Origin of the sequence: Paenibacillus oralis (assembly GCF_003863965.1) — a bacterium.
GTDB lineage: Bacteria > Bacillota > Bacilli > Paenibacillales > Paenibacillaceae > Fontibacillus > Fontibacillus oralis.
Genome location: NZ_RRCN01000001.1, coordinates 1,076,583 through 1,090,465 on the forward strand (window position 1 = coordinate 1,076,583; position 13,883 = coordinate 1,090,465).

21 protein-coding genes are annotated in these 13,883 nt (G+C 45.4%); all 21 read right to left on the minus strand.

Annotated elements, in window-relative coordinates; genetic code table 11:
- Window positions 1-45: 45 nt before the first annotated feature.
- The 21 genes from EHV15_RS36970 to EHV15_RS36315 all read right to left on the minus strand — a co-directional run bounded on the left by EHV15_RS36970 (window position 46) and on the right by EHV15_RS36315 (window position 13,858).
- The gene (locus EHV15_RS36970; protein WP_218571211.1) at window positions 46-1,386 is read right to left on the minus strand and encodes a phage tail protein; all 1,341 of its coding nucleotides are present in this window, start codon (window positions 1,384-1,386) and stop codon (window positions 46-48) included.
- Window positions 1,386-1,673, minus strand: coding sequence for a ketopantoate hydroxymethyltransferase (locus tag EHV15_RS05070; RefSeq protein ID WP_128630279.1), 288 nt, complete (start codon window positions 1,671-1,673; stop codon window positions 1,386-1,388). The genes EHV15_RS36970 and EHV15_RS05070 overlap by 1 nt, the downstream gene beginning before the upstream one ends.
- Window positions 1,670-2,257 carry a putative phage tail protein gene (locus EHV15_RS05075; RefSeq protein ID WP_128630280.1) on the minus strand — a complete coding sequence of 196 codons (588 nt, stop codon included), beginning with the start codon at window positions 2,255-2,257 and terminating at the stop codon, window positions 1,670-1,672. The genes EHV15_RS05070 and EHV15_RS05075 overlap by 4 nt, the downstream gene beginning before the upstream one ends.
- Window positions 2,250-3,329 carry a baseplate J/gp47 family protein gene (locus EHV15_RS05080; protein WP_128630281.1) on the minus strand — a complete coding sequence of 360 codons (1,080 nt, stop codon included), beginning with the start codon at window positions 3,327-3,329 and terminating at the stop codon, window positions 2,250-2,252. Before EHV15_RS05080 ends, EHV15_RS05075 begins: the two co-directional genes overlap by 8 nt.
- Window positions 3,322-3,717 carry a DUF2634 domain-containing protein gene (locus EHV15_RS05085; RefSeq protein WP_128630282.1) on the minus strand — a complete coding sequence of 132 codons (396 nt, stop codon included), beginning with the start codon at window positions 3,715-3,717 and terminating at the stop codon, window positions 3,322-3,324. Before EHV15_RS05085 ends, EHV15_RS05080 begins: the two co-directional genes overlap by 8 nt.
- The gene (locus EHV15_RS05090; protein WP_128630283.1) at window positions 3,714-4,064 is read right to left on the minus strand and encodes a DUF2577 domain-containing protein; all 351 of its coding nucleotides are present in this window, start codon (window positions 4,062-4,064) and stop codon (window positions 3,714-3,716) included. Before EHV15_RS05090 ends, EHV15_RS05085 begins: the two co-directional genes overlap by 4 nt.
- Window positions 4,064-5,017, minus strand: a complete 954-nt coding sequence (locus tag EHV15_RS05095) for an XkdQ/YqbQ family protein (protein ID WP_128630284.1) — start codon at window positions 5,015-5,017, stop codon at window positions 4,064-4,066. The genes EHV15_RS05090 and EHV15_RS05095 overlap by 1 nt, the downstream gene beginning before the upstream one ends.
- 17 nt (window positions 5,018-5,034) lie before the next feature.
- On the minus strand, window positions 5,035-5,718 hold the full coding sequence (locus EHV15_RS05100; RefSeq protein WP_128630285.1) for a LysM peptidoglycan-binding domain-containing protein: 684 nt from the start codon (window positions 5,716-5,718) through the stop codon (window positions 5,035-5,037).
- Window positions 5,711-5,998 (minus strand): hypothetical protein, encoded by a 288-nt coding sequence (locus tag EHV15_RS05105; protein ID WP_128630286.1) that lies wholly within the window; start codon window positions 5,996-5,998, stop codon window positions 5,711-5,713. The genes EHV15_RS05100 and EHV15_RS05105 overlap by 8 nt, the downstream gene beginning before the upstream one ends.
- Before the next feature lie 23 nt (window positions 5,999-6,021).
- Window positions 6,022-8,205 (minus strand): tape measure protein, encoded by a 2,184-nt coding sequence (locus EHV15_RS05110; protein WP_218571212.1) that lies wholly within the window; start codon window positions 8,203-8,205, stop codon window positions 6,022-6,024.
- Between the two features lie 48 nt (window positions 8,206-8,253).
- Complete coding sequence (locus EHV15_RS05115; protein WP_128630287.1) at window positions 8,254-8,898, minus strand: hypothetical protein; 645 nt, start codon at window positions 8,896-8,898, stop codon at window positions 8,254-8,256.
- Window positions 8,899-9,132: 234 nt separating this feature from the next.
- A complete protein-coding gene (locus tag EHV15_RS05120) occupies window positions 9,133-9,537 on the minus strand; it encodes a phage tail assembly chaperone (RefSeq protein ID WP_128630288.1) in 405 nt (134 codons plus the stop codon).
- Window positions 9,538-9,557: 20 nt separating this feature from the next.
- On the minus strand, window positions 9,558-10,031 hold the full coding sequence (locus EHV15_RS05125) for a phage tail tube protein (protein ID WP_128630289.1): 474 nt from the start codon (window positions 10,029-10,031) through the stop codon (window positions 9,558-9,560).
- Window positions 10,032-10,044: 13 nt separating this feature from the next.
- Window positions 10,045-11,373, minus strand: a complete 1,329-nt coding sequence (locus EHV15_RS05130) for a phage tail sheath family protein (RefSeq protein WP_128630290.1) — start codon at window positions 11,371-11,373, stop codon at window positions 10,045-10,047.
- Window positions 11,374-11,375: 2 nt separating this feature from the next.
- Window positions 11,376-11,573, minus strand: coding sequence for a YqzN/YkzM domain-containing protein (locus EHV15_RS05135; RefSeq protein WP_128630291.1), 198 nt, complete (start codon window positions 11,571-11,573; stop codon window positions 11,376-11,378).
- Window positions 11,563-11,997: a phage tail terminator family protein gene (locus EHV15_RS05140; protein WP_128630292.1), complete on the minus strand. Its 435-nt coding sequence runs from the start codon at window positions 11,995-11,997 to the stop codon at window positions 11,563-11,565. The genes EHV15_RS05135 and EHV15_RS05140 overlap by 11 nt, the downstream gene beginning before the upstream one ends.
- Window positions 11,998-12,001: 4 nt before the next feature.
- Window positions 12,002-12,406, minus strand: a complete 405-nt coding sequence (locus EHV15_RS05145; RefSeq protein WP_128630293.1) for an HK97 gp10 family phage protein — start codon at window positions 12,404-12,406, stop codon at window positions 12,002-12,004.
- Window positions 12,406-12,801 carry an ABC transporter ATP-binding protein gene (locus EHV15_RS05150; RefSeq protein ID WP_128630294.1) on the minus strand — a complete coding sequence of 132 codons (396 nt, stop codon included), beginning with the start codon at window positions 12,799-12,801 and terminating at the stop codon, window positions 12,406-12,408. Before EHV15_RS05150 ends, EHV15_RS05145 begins: the two co-directional genes overlap by 1 nt.
- A 4-nt stretch (window positions 12,802-12,805) precedes the next feature.
- Entirely contained in the window at window positions 12,806-13,186 is a 381-nt protein-coding gene (locus EHV15_RS05155; protein WP_128630295.1) for a phage head-tail connector protein, read from the minus strand.
- A gap of 14 nt (window positions 13,187-13,200) precedes the next feature.
- Window positions 13,201-13,686, minus strand: a complete 486-nt coding sequence (locus EHV15_RS05160) for a hypothetical protein (protein ID WP_128630296.1) — start codon at window positions 13,684-13,686, stop codon at window positions 13,201-13,203.
- A 4-nt stretch (window positions 13,687-13,690) separates the two neighbouring features.
- Window positions 13,691-13,858 (minus strand): DUF7210 family protein, encoded by a 168-nt coding sequence (locus EHV15_RS36315; RefSeq protein ID WP_178075763.1) that lies wholly within the window; start codon window positions 13,856-13,858, stop codon window positions 13,691-13,693.
- Between the last annotated feature and the right edge of the window lie 25 nt (window positions 13,859-13,883).

Here is a 13,883-nt window from a genome sequence, read left to right on the forward strand (position 1 = left end):
TCCTGATCATTTGTACCACCTTTCCATAAAGTCGATTTATAACCATTACTCAAACGCGTACCATTGATAGGTGTATGAAGACCGCTCCATTGGTAAATATAGTTGAGTTCTATTAACAACCGTGTAAATAATAAAATCCGTGCCGTTGGGTTCAGACCGCGTATAAAAATTTCTCCTATACCCGTTGTTCGGGTCGTAAGCGTTGAACGCGCTATAGGCAGTTCCAGGTACCAGTATCCCACTATAATAAAAAGCCACTGGTTCGTTACTGTTGCTTAGAGTGACGATCACAAAAGAAGGAACAAACCCAAAATTATAATCTACTGACATGGGATACATCCTAACTCCACCTCCACCCGAAACATAGAATGGTTGATTAGTAGAGCCACTTATCGCAGTCCCCGAGGCAAACCTCTTCCCCGTCACAATCTGCCCGATCTTCTGAGCCAGTACCGTATTCGAATCATTTACGTTTGCAGCTACCCCTTTATTTGAGATTGCGGTCGCGATTGCTTGCTTTTCCGCCGTAGTCATGCGCTCCAAAGCCCCGACCAGGCCGAATATATTAACATCCTTAGGAAAATTATTCGCAATAAAGTCGGGGTCGTATGAAGAGATATATACGTTGTCCTCGTAATAATACCCAGGCGGAACTTTCGAAAATAAATTCCCCACACCATCGGCGTACCCAGCGTCTGGGGATGCAGGCCGCGCACCAGAGGGCTGTTTGGGCATAGCACCATTAACTTTAGCCCCATTTACATAAGCGCTGTACCCTGACAGGATATGACCAGCTTGGGCCGTGGCATCTGACGTAAAATTTCCCGGTACCCCAAAAATGCTACTCCCACTTTTTATGTTTCCAGACACAAGGCCAGAGTCTCCAAGTATTGTAATGTCGCTGCCGTAGTAACCTGCGGACTTGGTTTGATTATTCGTTCCAGGTGTGACCGTACCGCCCGCTCCACGGTTTGGCATTGTGCCAGTAAAGGGACCGTTAATGTTCGAGGCGGTTCTTCCGCTCAATAAATCAGCAGGCACGGCATTGCCTGTGGCCCTGATGACTGCCGCCATTTTACTAATCAACGAATCCCAAGATTCATCCACGGTAGCCGGTACACCAATGGAATTAAGCGCGGCTACCACTTCCGCTTTTCGCTCAATTCCATACTGAAAAGCCGCTTTAACAGCTTTTGGTGTTGCCGCCATTGTTTCGCTGTCACTGTCCGTGGCGCTGGATAGTTGCACAATACCGGGCTTTGTAAGTGACGCTGGAGGCACATCGATATTGTCTATATCCGTTCTGAGTTGATTGATTTCTTGGCCGATTTGGTTCATGTCTACCGCTTTGACAGTATCGCTTGGCTGCCAATTTGTTTTTGCCATTAGTCGTTAACCTCCTTGACTTCAATCGTTTGCAACATAAGAGTATCTGACGGGACCGGGACGTTCACGGCGTTTGATGTTATCACTTTGTTGGATGCATCTCTAAGCTCAATTTGCGTGATCAGCGAAATGTCTACTGCTGGTACAACGTAATTGATTGCCAACGTTGAATCCGTCACGGCTTTTTGGTCAAAATTAGTGATTTCATAAGTGTTGTTTAAAACAACTTTAGCCACTCTTGTATCTACGTATTCCGCGACATCATGTAAAAACTCTGTTGCTATCATTTAACTTGCACCTCCTCGCCTAAGCTCCAAAACGGTTTCTCGTCGAGTTTCCAAACCCCATCTAACTCGTAATTCCATGTGATATCTTGCTTAAAAACGTGTTCTTGTAGACCGATATCAGCGTCAAGAGATGTGTTCTGCTGATAGATTAGGTTGGCCGGTTTAACCGTTTGGACTGTGTGTTGAACCTCTTTAAAAACGTTGGCGTTTTCGATATTAGCAGTTACATACAGGATGAAATCCTGAACGTCCACGCTTACAATCGTCATCCCCGGCCCAACAAGCCTATCCAATTGCTCTTGCAGCCATCGAATTGTAAAGGGCGGCTTTGTTTGATACCTATTCAAAATGCGTTGTTTGCGAAACTCAAGGGATTCTGTTGTTGGATCAGCCTGTATCCCCAACATTTGCTCCCGGCGCTTGATCGCGTGGACGCTGGACGTCAATACAAATTGATCATTAAACAGTTGTTGTATGGCGCTGTCCATCCGATCAAGTTCCGCGTCCTCGGATTCTGCCATTTGGATAAAATCCGGGATATCATCGTAGTATTCCGGCCAATAAGGCATAATGCGATCAGCCATTAATAGCCACCGTCCCCAGGCTCGGGATTTCCTCAGCTCCAAGCGTAATATTTGCAGACGATCCGTTTAGCATCGTATTGGTTATGTCGATCACACCAGACACGTTAAGTATCGCGGCCTCAATTAATGCAACACGCACAATGATTTGTTCTTGTGTCGCCCAGGATTGACGCAAGCCAAGCAAATAGGCGCTTATGGCATCCTCGATTGGCCCTTGTACCTGTCCTACTGTCGTGCCTGCTTCAAGCGCCACGGTAGTTGATACATTGATAGGTTGATCCGTAACACCTGTAATGGTCACTCGATGCCCGATAGGTGCGGTTCCATATCCTTTTCCGCTATTTACAACCGGATCAACCTTTGTTTGTACGTCATTAATCAAAGCCGTTGATGGAGGATTCCAGTCTGCGCCGATGATTGTACATTTAACTGTTCCGCCGCCGTTCCATACAGGAAAAACTTTCGTCGCTCCAACACCGTCGATTGCATTTATAAACTGTTCATAGTCGGAAACATTACCACCAAATGCCGGTTCGTTTACTGCTTCGTAATAACGCGCCCTAAGTGCATCGTCAGTTTCTTCATTCTCGCCAGGGACAAGCAAATCCGTTATTTCTGCTCGGGCCAAACCGTTGATATAGTCGATTGGAAGCAACGCCCCGAATTCCTGATTTCCGATCGTTCCGGCTGTTTCACATTCCAGCGTCCATTGACCGGTCGTGATCTTGCTAACCGCCGTATAGTTGACATCGTTAATCGAAAACCTACTGCCTGCCGGGATATCCATTAACACATCACCAGACGCATAAAATAGCCCTTTGCGGCGTGCTTTGGTTGCCGGTTCCCGGTTAACCCCAAACTCGGAAGTTTTGCGTGTCAAGTCGTCCCCTGTCGCTGTGTCTGCATATGAGAGGTTATAGTTGACGTCCAATTCAATATACATTTGCGCCAACTCCGCCGCTGCGGGGGCCAGGGCGTCCCAAATTACAGAGCCAGGACGCTTATCAACGTCGTTACTTACCCGATCAAGCATTCTTTGTAAAATCACTTCATAGGTCTGACCTTCATACACTCGCTGTCACCTCGCTTTTAAAATCCCCATAGGTAGATACCACTGTAAAGGTGCATAATGCCTGATCTCCACTCGTGGTGATTTGCATGTTCTCAACTGCCGATATACGGTCGTCTTGCAATAGCGCTTCCGTAATCCGCCGTGCGATTTCTGACCGTACATACCCCTCGCTACGTCCTTGTAGTCCGTTTAATTCGCTGCCATAATTCGCATCATAGATTAGGTGCATGAATCGATCTGTTTGGAGTATCTTGTAAACCGCCTGTTTAACCGCTCCTAAGCCGTCTACATAGCCCGTAGTACGTTTGTTTGCGAAGTCTACTCCATACGTCCGGCTCGTCTCTTGCGTCTCTTCTGCGTCTAATATAGCGCCGCCAATTGGTATCATGTGATCACCTTATCCCATACAACATATTGTTGACCGCCTTGCACCCGGAGCAAAAGAACCTTGTCGCCGACTTTCAACCCTTCGCGGATCACAATTTTATCTGGTAAGGCATCTCCCGTATTGCTTTGCGATCCATCATTGATGTATGTGTGATTGTGCTTTAGATCAACTTCATATCGGCTTAGGCGTTCTGTGACAACTAAAAAATCCTCGTCGAGTGTAAAACGTTGATCCACGTTTACCTCAAGAGGATTTATTTTTGTTACTGTTCCATACAGCACGTTTACCGGCTTGCTTGCATCATTGGCACCCACGCTCATTTGTTTTATCAGATCACTCAAGGACATTAAAACACCTTCAATTCAATTGATATTGTATAGTCCTCGCCCGAAAATTTATGCGTACATTCTTCGATCAAAAAAAGATCGCCTATTGCCAACTCGGCAATTTCACAACGCACATAACATCCAGCCCGAACAGATGTATCGCCAAGTGCATCGATTTTAAGGCTTTTCGTTTCCCGGTTTTTGAGCCTTGACAGTTGATCGAGTAGAGCGTTGATTTGAGCCTCGTTCTTGTTTTCGTCTACTTTTTCGTAATATTGCAGTCGTCCCCACTTGGCGACATTTGCGCTATCCTGAGCAATATAAATGTCACGTTTTCCTGTTTTCTCATTGTTCCGTACTAACTTGATTCGGTTGTATGTGTCACTATCAATCGATTGATCATATGAAAAATCCGTCATGAGACTTTCGTCGCCGATCGTCAGTTTAAGCACGCGGTCTTTAACATTTTGTAAGGCCAGTTGACCATAATCATCATAAAACACATAAATGCTACCGGTATTAATCGTTGTAAGAGTCAACGCTTTGTCGATGATATCTAGCAGCTTGCTGCCGTCCTCTGACATTGTCGGGATCGCGTATTTCGTATCAACGATATGCCCCCACTTAAGGCCAAAGTCATCTGCTATTTGCTTCACAATTGCCGCAGCGGTTTTGTTTTTGAAAACGTATGTGTCTGTAGCTGCAAGGTAACGGATTTGATCGTAACATTTAACACTTAATTTTTCTTCTTGACTACGTCCTAAAGTAAAGACGTAGCCATAAAAAAGAGGGACATCATTCCATTTAACTCCAATGATGTCCCCGTTGCTAATTGTAAGGTTTGGGTCTTGGATCATTGTAAAATCCAAACTCCCCGGCTTGCCTATCCTAGAGGTTTTCCAGGTTACTTCCGTGACGAGTTCGGCAAGATCGTGTACTACGCCTTGTTTGTTATCGTGTATAACCTGTAACATCACGCACCCCCTATGGTCTATGGTAGCTTAATTACTTTTCCGATCGGCAGACGCTTTAGTTCGCTGTCCTTGATGCCGTTCAACGTCTGGATTTGCTTGTACTTGCTTCCATCACCCAAAAACTTTTTCGCGACCTTCCAAAGACTATCTCCCGCAACAAGTGTATAGGTTTTAGGATTCACCCTCGTATCGGGCCGATTCGGTGTTTTAGAACTGAGTAACTTAGTCGGCGTCTTTGTTGCTGATCCTTTTTCGACTTTTGCTATTTTCGCTGCGTAGGAACGGTATTCTTTGAATGCTATTTGGTATGAGATATCCCCGGGCGATCCCCCAGATTCTGACCACGAGAAGTTTTCTACACTCACCAGCATATTGATGTTCATTCCAACGGAGCCGGTCAAAACAAGTCTCATCGGCTGCTTTTCTGATCTCCACTTTGCGATAAGATCGATGTAATGGGTGGGAGGGAACAATTCATTTCGATCCACAATACAGGCCGGAAACCAAGAAGCAGGGAACACACTTTCAAACGAAATTTCCGTCAACTTCGGACTCTTGATAATGTTGATTTCTCCAAGTATAGAAATTTCATATGTTTTATTGTTGCCCGCCACAGATACATCAATCTGCCCAGGAAGTACCGGAAATTCGAACGCCTCGGTCTCTTCATTGAACGATAGCGTCATGGAGTAATTAGGCATGGATACCCATCTCCGATTTTATCGTTTCGCTTATTCGATCAACAATCTCATCAAAACTCATGCTTTTAGTTTCTGTTCTCACTGTTATTGTAGGACAAATATTAACTAAATCGTGAATAGACTGTACTTGTCCCAGTTCACGTAAAACAACGATATCGTCATTAGGAGCATTTTGATTCAAAACATTTAATTTATGAACCATCTCATCCAACAACCCATTTACTTTCTCTAATTTTTTTATTGCTTGGCTAGCATCAATATCTAATGTAACTGATAACATTGTTATTCACCCCTCAAATTTGCTTATGCATATACTCCCGCAGCGTTGGCGGCTAGGTCTTCCGTAAGTGTTTGCTCGATTCTCGCGACAACTTCGTTAACATCAACATCTTTCGAAACTGGGCCGGTCGAAACGCTGACCGTAGGTGTATAGGTTACAAAATTTTGTATTGACTTCATTTCCGCTAACTCCCGCATCATTTTTAAATCCTCGCTGGAGATATCAACCTTATCTTTAATTTTGTCCACCTGTCCCACTTTCCCGATTTTGTCGATGTTAGGGGGAGCGGCTGATTTGAATTTGTCGAAATTATACGGATCTTCTTTACCCTTATTATCTTTATCTGTTTGCTCTTTTGCTCGCTGTGCTGCTCGGTCTTCCATATATTTTTGCAGCTTCTTTTCTCTTTCTTCCGCCTTTTTAGCTGCGTCCGATTCCATTTTGGCGACATCCTCTTTGCGAGATTGCTTTCTAGCTTCCGCTTCGAGTGCTGCGCTTGCCGCAAATTGGACGTGCGATAAAGCATCAATTTGGACCATAGGAATGTTGTTTAGAGTTTTGATGAGCTCATTGATATCGTCAATAACCCCATTCACGAGCTTTTCCATGATTTTTAGGGATTCGACATATGCCCAATCGAACGCATCTGCTATACCATATCCGACTTTAGTAAAGAAAATTGGAATTTGATCAAAGAAAGCTAGAATGCTATTCCATCCCCGAATCATGGCTGCCACAAACTTGTCATTTGTGTTCCACAGGTTGATGGTCCATTTGACCAAGAATATTATCAACCCAATAACCGCCGCTATGCCCATGATAATAAGCCCGATTGGGTTTGATATTAGGGCTATGTTAAGTCCCCATTGGGCCACTGTCCAAGCAGCTATAGCACCCACAACGCCCCATATAATCGGTTCAATCCACATCCAGTTTGACGAAACGAAATTATAGACCTTAGCCGCAGCGTCAAGGAATTTTATCGCCCCCTCTGCTGCTCCAGCAAAAGCTGTGGCTATATTCGAAATGCTGTTCTGCATATCGGGATTATTGAGCATAGCGCTTATGCGTTCAATGGCCGGCCCAAACGCCTGCAACGCTTTGTTTCTAAGCTGGTTCATCGCGTCCCCAAACGTCAGCGGCATTGATGCAAACTTTTTATTGATGTCGTCAGCCGCATTGAACATGGCACCTTTTATGATATCTGCGGTGATTGTGCCGTCAGCAGACATCTCCTTAAGTTCGCCTTTGCTTTTTCCAGTAAAGTCAGCAATGGCGGCGGCCAACATCGGAGCATTTTCCATAATCGAACGGAACTCGTCGCCTTGTAGCTTCCCAGCAGCCATGGCTTGCGAAAGCTGATACATACCGGCTTGTTGCTCCATCGTACTCGATCCACCCACGCGAAACGACTTTTGCATCAACTCTGTAAATGCTACCAACTCATCATTACTTTTAAATGCGTCACTTGCGAGAATACCCATCCGGCCAATTACGCCGACCATATCGGTATACGAACCACGGGAGCGCTCGGCAGCAGCAAATATTTTTTCTTGTAGTTCTGCCGTTGTTTGGAGCCCATCATTGATCATATTCAGCCGGGCTTGTGAATTAATATACTCATCGCTTATACTTGCTACTTTTTGCGCTCCCTGAATCGATAGATAGGTTGCGACTAGCCCTCTCATGTTGGATAGCCAGCCCGCAGATGATTGACCGGATTGACGATTGGCTGAATTTATTTGCTTTTGTAACTGCAAAATCTTTTCTTGCAGTTCGGCGATTTTTTCTTGGGCAGCTCTCTGGTCTCCGGCTACGCCCCGCAACCGATTGGTGGCCGCGATGAATTTCATCACAAGGCGTTGTAAGTTGGCAAACATAACGTTTAGTGAAGCGGGCAGTTCCACCTTAATACGTGCCTGGATGCCGTCAAGTTGCCTTTGTAGCAGTCTTTTTAACATTTGGGCACGCTGAACCGCCTGTCTGGCGTTAAAGGTAACATCAAGTTTGACGGACTTTACGACTCTTTCGATGCCTCTTAGTTGCTGTTCCGCGCTACTGGCATTTAGTCGCAAGGTAGCCGGTGTTTCTACTGTGCGACGAAGCCGTTCCATCGCCATTACGGCCTTGTCGGCTTGGGTAATAGTTCTAGCTAGGGGCGTGGAAAATTGATCCAACATTTTCAAGGCTGTAGATATCGTTGGCACGCTTTCACCTTCTTCTTGCGCAAAATAAAAACACCCGTTATAGGGTGTTTAGAAATACTTCAAATCATAAGTTATTTTAACTGTACCAATAGAATCCTCTTCGCCACCCTCGATTAACCAAAATTCAGCTATTTTCGATGATTGATCGACGTGTCGGCATCTAAAAGCAACACCTGTATCCGCTTCAAGCATTATATCCGCCCCGGGAGCAATTCCAAATAGTGATAATGCTTGATTTTTATCTTTGTATATCTCGCCGGTCCCGTAAAACGTAAACCGCACTACCTTTCCATCAATGAAAAGAAATTCATGGTTCCCGCTTTGATATGTCCAGGTAATTGCTTCATAGGTCTGGCCGTTGGAACTATCATATTTCCATTCCTCTTTAGATTCCGGTTCGCCCATAATTTTAATCAATTCATCCGGTGATATCCTACTAAATTTATTTGCGTCAAGTATCATTGGTGTTTCTTCGTTTTGGTTACTAACAATTGTCGATACAGCTTTGTCCCCAGTCCCGTTAATTATGAGAGAGACAACCAAAAACAAAATAGAAGAAGCCAAAAGATACAACGTACTTTTCCCTTTTGTTTTGGAGGGCTTCTTAGAAAGCTTGGCTGCCAACCATACAAAAAATAATACTATGGTTGCTATTGATGCGAGCGACCATAAAATCATAAAGAAGTAAAACAAATAGTCCTCCCCCTTATAGTCGGATATACCCATGATATTACCATAATTTTACGGAGAAAGCTTATTTTCGTTTAATTTTAGCAGTTTCTTTTTTCTCTTTGTCGATCCGAACATCAATAGCAGCTATAACAAAGGCCCGTTCCCTACGGGGAAGGGCCATATATTCGCTAGGCCATTTGCGAAACTTGTGGAGGGTATAGTAGGCATAATTCGCCTCTGGATCGCCCTCCACAATTAGTTTTTTGCTTCTTCAACAAGTTCGCTCATTTCAACGTCAAAGCCAGAAAGTTCGGTGATTTTTTGTACCAAGGTCGCCAATTCTCCAGCCAAGAGAACACGTTTAACGTACTCTTCTGGTGAGGATACTCCCAACTTTTTGATACTATCTGCATTTTTAAAATCCGGGTTAATCGTGTTGTTAATCGCTACATGCAAATTGAATTTTCGGCTGTCGAATTCGACCTTTTTCTTACCAACTTGAGTTGATCTCTTTCGGATATCTTCGAACTCTTCTTCCGTCATGGCCTTGATGGTGAATTTCAACGGACTCCCATTTTCATCTTTAAATCGTGGCGAAATGACAACATCCTCCGTCACATCGTCAATTGGGTTTGCGTTCAGAAATTCTTGTAAATTCATATATAATTCCTCCTATTTAATTAATTTGTAGGTTGTATCGTGTTAAATTGGTCGAGAACATCGTAATCTTCAAACGTAAATGGAATTTCTTCTTCAAGCATATCGTCGCTGGTAGCGTCAAACCGCGCTGCTATAACGCTGTCAATATTGCAATTTTTCAGAACCACAGTTTGCTTACCGCTACCACTCCCGGGTTGTTCGTTGACAACCTGTAGATCAAACCAAAAATCTTCCCCGGTCTTTACATAGTCTCTCATGAGTTGTCGAAATACAGACGAAATATAATAGATCGTCAGCGTGCCGGAACCAGACCACCCAGCAGAGCGTTGCGGTGTACTGGTGCGGCCCAAAACAGGGACGTCAACTTTGTTTTTCTCAATTGTAGATTCCAGCGTCTTAGCATAGAACAATTCTTCTACCCGACCGTTAATGGTCACGAATGCCTTGGCTTGCTTGCCACTAACGGCATCTTTAACATTAAAAAATCCTGCCATGTATTATCCCTCCTTAGCGGACCGTGACGGTCATGTATAATTTTTCCATGCTATCAGTAGGCTGAATTGCAAGGTTAGCAATTACCGAATCGGCATCATTTCCCGGCAATACATCGATATCATTTTGAGAATCGAAGTTTTGAATAGCGCCCAGGCCTTGCAGCGTATCTAGATAGGCGATTACAGATGCTTTATATAAGTTCCGGCCATCTGCATCGTTGTTAACCTTGCCGATGAAATTTGTTTCAAAGTTGCTTTTTAGATCGTTCGCAATAGCATCGAGCGTACGAACCACCCGATTCTTGCTAAATGCTTTACTGCGATCAACCGTGTACGTAGTAAGCGTGTTAATATCCTGTTCAATCCGCACAACGCCGTTTGAAGCGGTTAGCACCAATTCGCCGTTTTGCAGGGCGTCAATGATCTGGCTATTAGAGTATCTTGGGTTTGTATCCACGGCATTCGAAATGATCGCATAAGTCAGCGACTCATTAACGTTTGCTGCGGCCTCCATTGCGGCGATTTCCCATAACAGATAGATTGGATCAACCGTCAATCCATCGGACGTCACTACGCTGTTTTTAAGGCTTATAACACCCTCGTAATCCGATTGTGGGTAGTTGTAGAGAACCGTTTGGAACTTCTTGCCCTCGTCCTCTCTTAAGCGCTTTGTAAAAGCCACAGCGAGTTGTTTGACGCTTGAATCGTCTGTCGGGATACCAAGGACATTAAAAGTTTCAGATTCAAAAGCCGTGAAAGCATCCGTCCACTCTCCCATGCCCCCCGTTCCTGCCGTGCCATTTTCGAGCGGCGTTCCTGCGGTCGCCGCGAGCGCCCCGGTCCCTGCAAAGTCTACAAAGTCATTGGACACTACCTGATCAGCTGTAGCAGCAACCTGGGAGGCAACCGTTTCACCATCCAAAATCGTGTTAACCGTAAATGTTCCAGGCAAATCAATATTGGATTGGATTGCAATTTGCAAATCATTTCCACGCAAACCGCCATATTTAGCCGTTGCTGTGAGATTGCCGATTGCTGCCGAGGCTTTTGTCGCGCCCGTTGCGCCAAGCCGATAGATTAAAACCTTGTTAGCGTGCGATATTGCCGCTGTAATGTGCCGGATACGTGGGTCCGTAGGGTAAAACCCGATTAATTTAAGCGAATCCTCCATAAAAGATTCAGCCTCAAGTGTAATAACGCCGTTTTTACCCCAAGGCAAAGGTGCCGGAAAAGCTACTGTACCGCGATCACCGACCGTTACGCCTTGTTGCGCTTGGGACTTGAAGTTGATATAAACGCCTGGTCTTACTTTGTTCTGTACTTGCCAAGTTCCGCCAGCCATATTTATTTAACCCCCTTGCTTTTAAATGTCTCAATCGCCTTATTAGCAGCCTCCACGGTGTATTCCTTGCCGTCTGTCAGAGCAACGGAAAGAATGTCCTTGTCCACGCCTTTGAACTGCTTAGAGGCCAAGATTTGTTCCTTAGAAAACCCGTCTGTGGCTACTTCTTCAACTTGTGTTTCAGCCTTTTTAGTTGTCACTGATTAATCCCTCCTGGACATCTAGTTCCTGCATTTTCGGAATATCCGGCGCGGGCTCCCAAACAAGAAAGTTGTAATTTACGAAGAAATGGAGAACTTCGTCCACGATTTCGAAGTTCATTTCTGAACCCCGAACCAACACGTCATTAACGTTGATTTGCTGTAATACGCTTGTTAGGCGCTCGGCCATGTCGTAATAGTCCTCATTCGCCCGATCTACGCCGTAATAGCGCACCGCAAAGGGGTGAAGACGCATGTACCGTCTGCCCAACTCTTGCGTGTGTTCAGGCTCGAGCAGGCGCACAAAAAAACAAGGCGGATTTAAGCCCTGTTTAATCTCTTCGCCCATTATTCGGATATCAGGAAAGGCAGTGTCTAAGGCGGCATGTACGGCATATCGAGCGGTATTAAATGTCACTTGCACGGCACTACCTCCCCAAATATCTCGTAATAAACTGGTCCATTTTTCTCTTCATGATCACTGGCAATTCTCGCTTTAGTTCCTGATTCGATATTTTCATCATGAACCGGCCCTCTACCCAGCCCTTATGGTTCGCCGTGCGGTGTCCGTATTCGATGTATGCGGAGTAATACACCGGATTGAAAACCTCGATTTCAGCCCCGGCGTCCGTGATCACTACTTGTCCAATTGTCCAACTACGCCGAAGTTCCCCGGTGTCAGCCGGTGTGCGTGGGACCACCTTAGCCAGTAAACGGTTGGCTAACTCAATGACGCATTCACGCATAAATCCCGGGAACGCCTTGTGCATCTCTTTAAGGTTGTCCCGAAACTTTTTGAACTCCGAAAAATCAAAGTTGCCCATTTTAGCCATTACGCCCACTCCTTGCGTTCCAACGAAACCTCTTGATGCGTAGGATAAATAAACGGCTCACCGGCGGAGTATTTCCGTGTTGCTGCGATTGGCTCCCATCCCGCTGCCGTCATTCGGCCCCGGGTCACTTCTAACATGTCGCCTTGCAAAATCTCCACTTCCGGCGCTATGAACAGTTTGGTTTCGTATAAAATATCGTTTTGCGCTTCGGTTTGCCCGTTACGCCCGAGTGCCTTTTGAGAGATGCGGCAAGGTTGATCAGAGTATACCGGCATGGGTACAAGCTTCGTTGTCTTGGAATTTGGGTCTTTAACCTCTTGATAGCGATAGATGGTTGCTCGGTCTGTGTATGTCGTTTCTATAGCTGCTCGATAGTCGGTAAAGTTTATACTCATAGCATCACCACTTCATCTTTCGCCAGCGGTAAAGGTCTGCCCTGTAATCAAAAACAACCTGATCGATTACACTTTTACTTGTTGCCGTCAATCCACTCTTAGACGCTGGCCCTACAGATGTATCCCCGATTTTTATATTCAGTCCGCTACTATTCGCATCACCGCCGTATTTTTGAGGCTGCTCGATCCGCAAAACGTCGATAACCATGCTCGCCCAAACATAAATAAGTGCGTCTGGTATGTCTCTACGATTACAGATATTTAAAATACGCCAACCAATTTCCGTGATATAGGAATTGATTAGCGTATCATCTGTGTCGTCGGTGATTTTCAGGCGAGCTTTGACGATCCCTAGCACTTCGGCTTCTTGTTCTTGCCTTGTCATTAGATCACCTCAATTCACGCCTTCAAAGCGGCAATCACGCTGTTTAAAAGTGTAGCAACATCCTGTATTGATGCTGTTGCTGGAGTGGCTATAGGCGTTAATGCTGCAATCTGTGTCTTTGAGGCCAAGGCAGACACTGCGCCTGCGGCATTAACGGCCTGCGCAGCAACGCCGTCAAGCTTTGTCTTGTCCGCACCACTCATAAAACCCGCTGCGCTTGTTGTTGCCGCCGTGTGAGTGTGATTCCCCGCTGCCGCTGTCGCCGCCGTGGTTCCGATTGTAGGGGGAAATGTTGACGGCTTGCCCGTAACACCGTTCCAAGCTACAGCGTCAGACGTACCAGCAAAAGGAGCCTTGGCATCGGGAGCAAACATTTCGGTTGTTATGCTTCCGGGTGCTGGCGTTCCTCCACTTCCACCTGTGGGCAACGGAGTGTCAGGGGTAACGGTGATCGCTTTTCCCTGCTCTCGGTCGTAATACTGCAAAATTACCTTTTCCACATCATCACCCCTCGATGATTCCGGCTTTTACAAACGCCCTTCTTTCCTCTTCGTCAACTTCGATTTCTTCGCCGATTTTATAGCGTTGCTTATTATATTTAATGTTTTTAAGCAACGTCACTTTGCTAGCTTTTGGCTTCCTGGTTTGCTTCTCTTCTCTTACTTCTTCCATCTTTCAAACACCTCCATAAATAAAT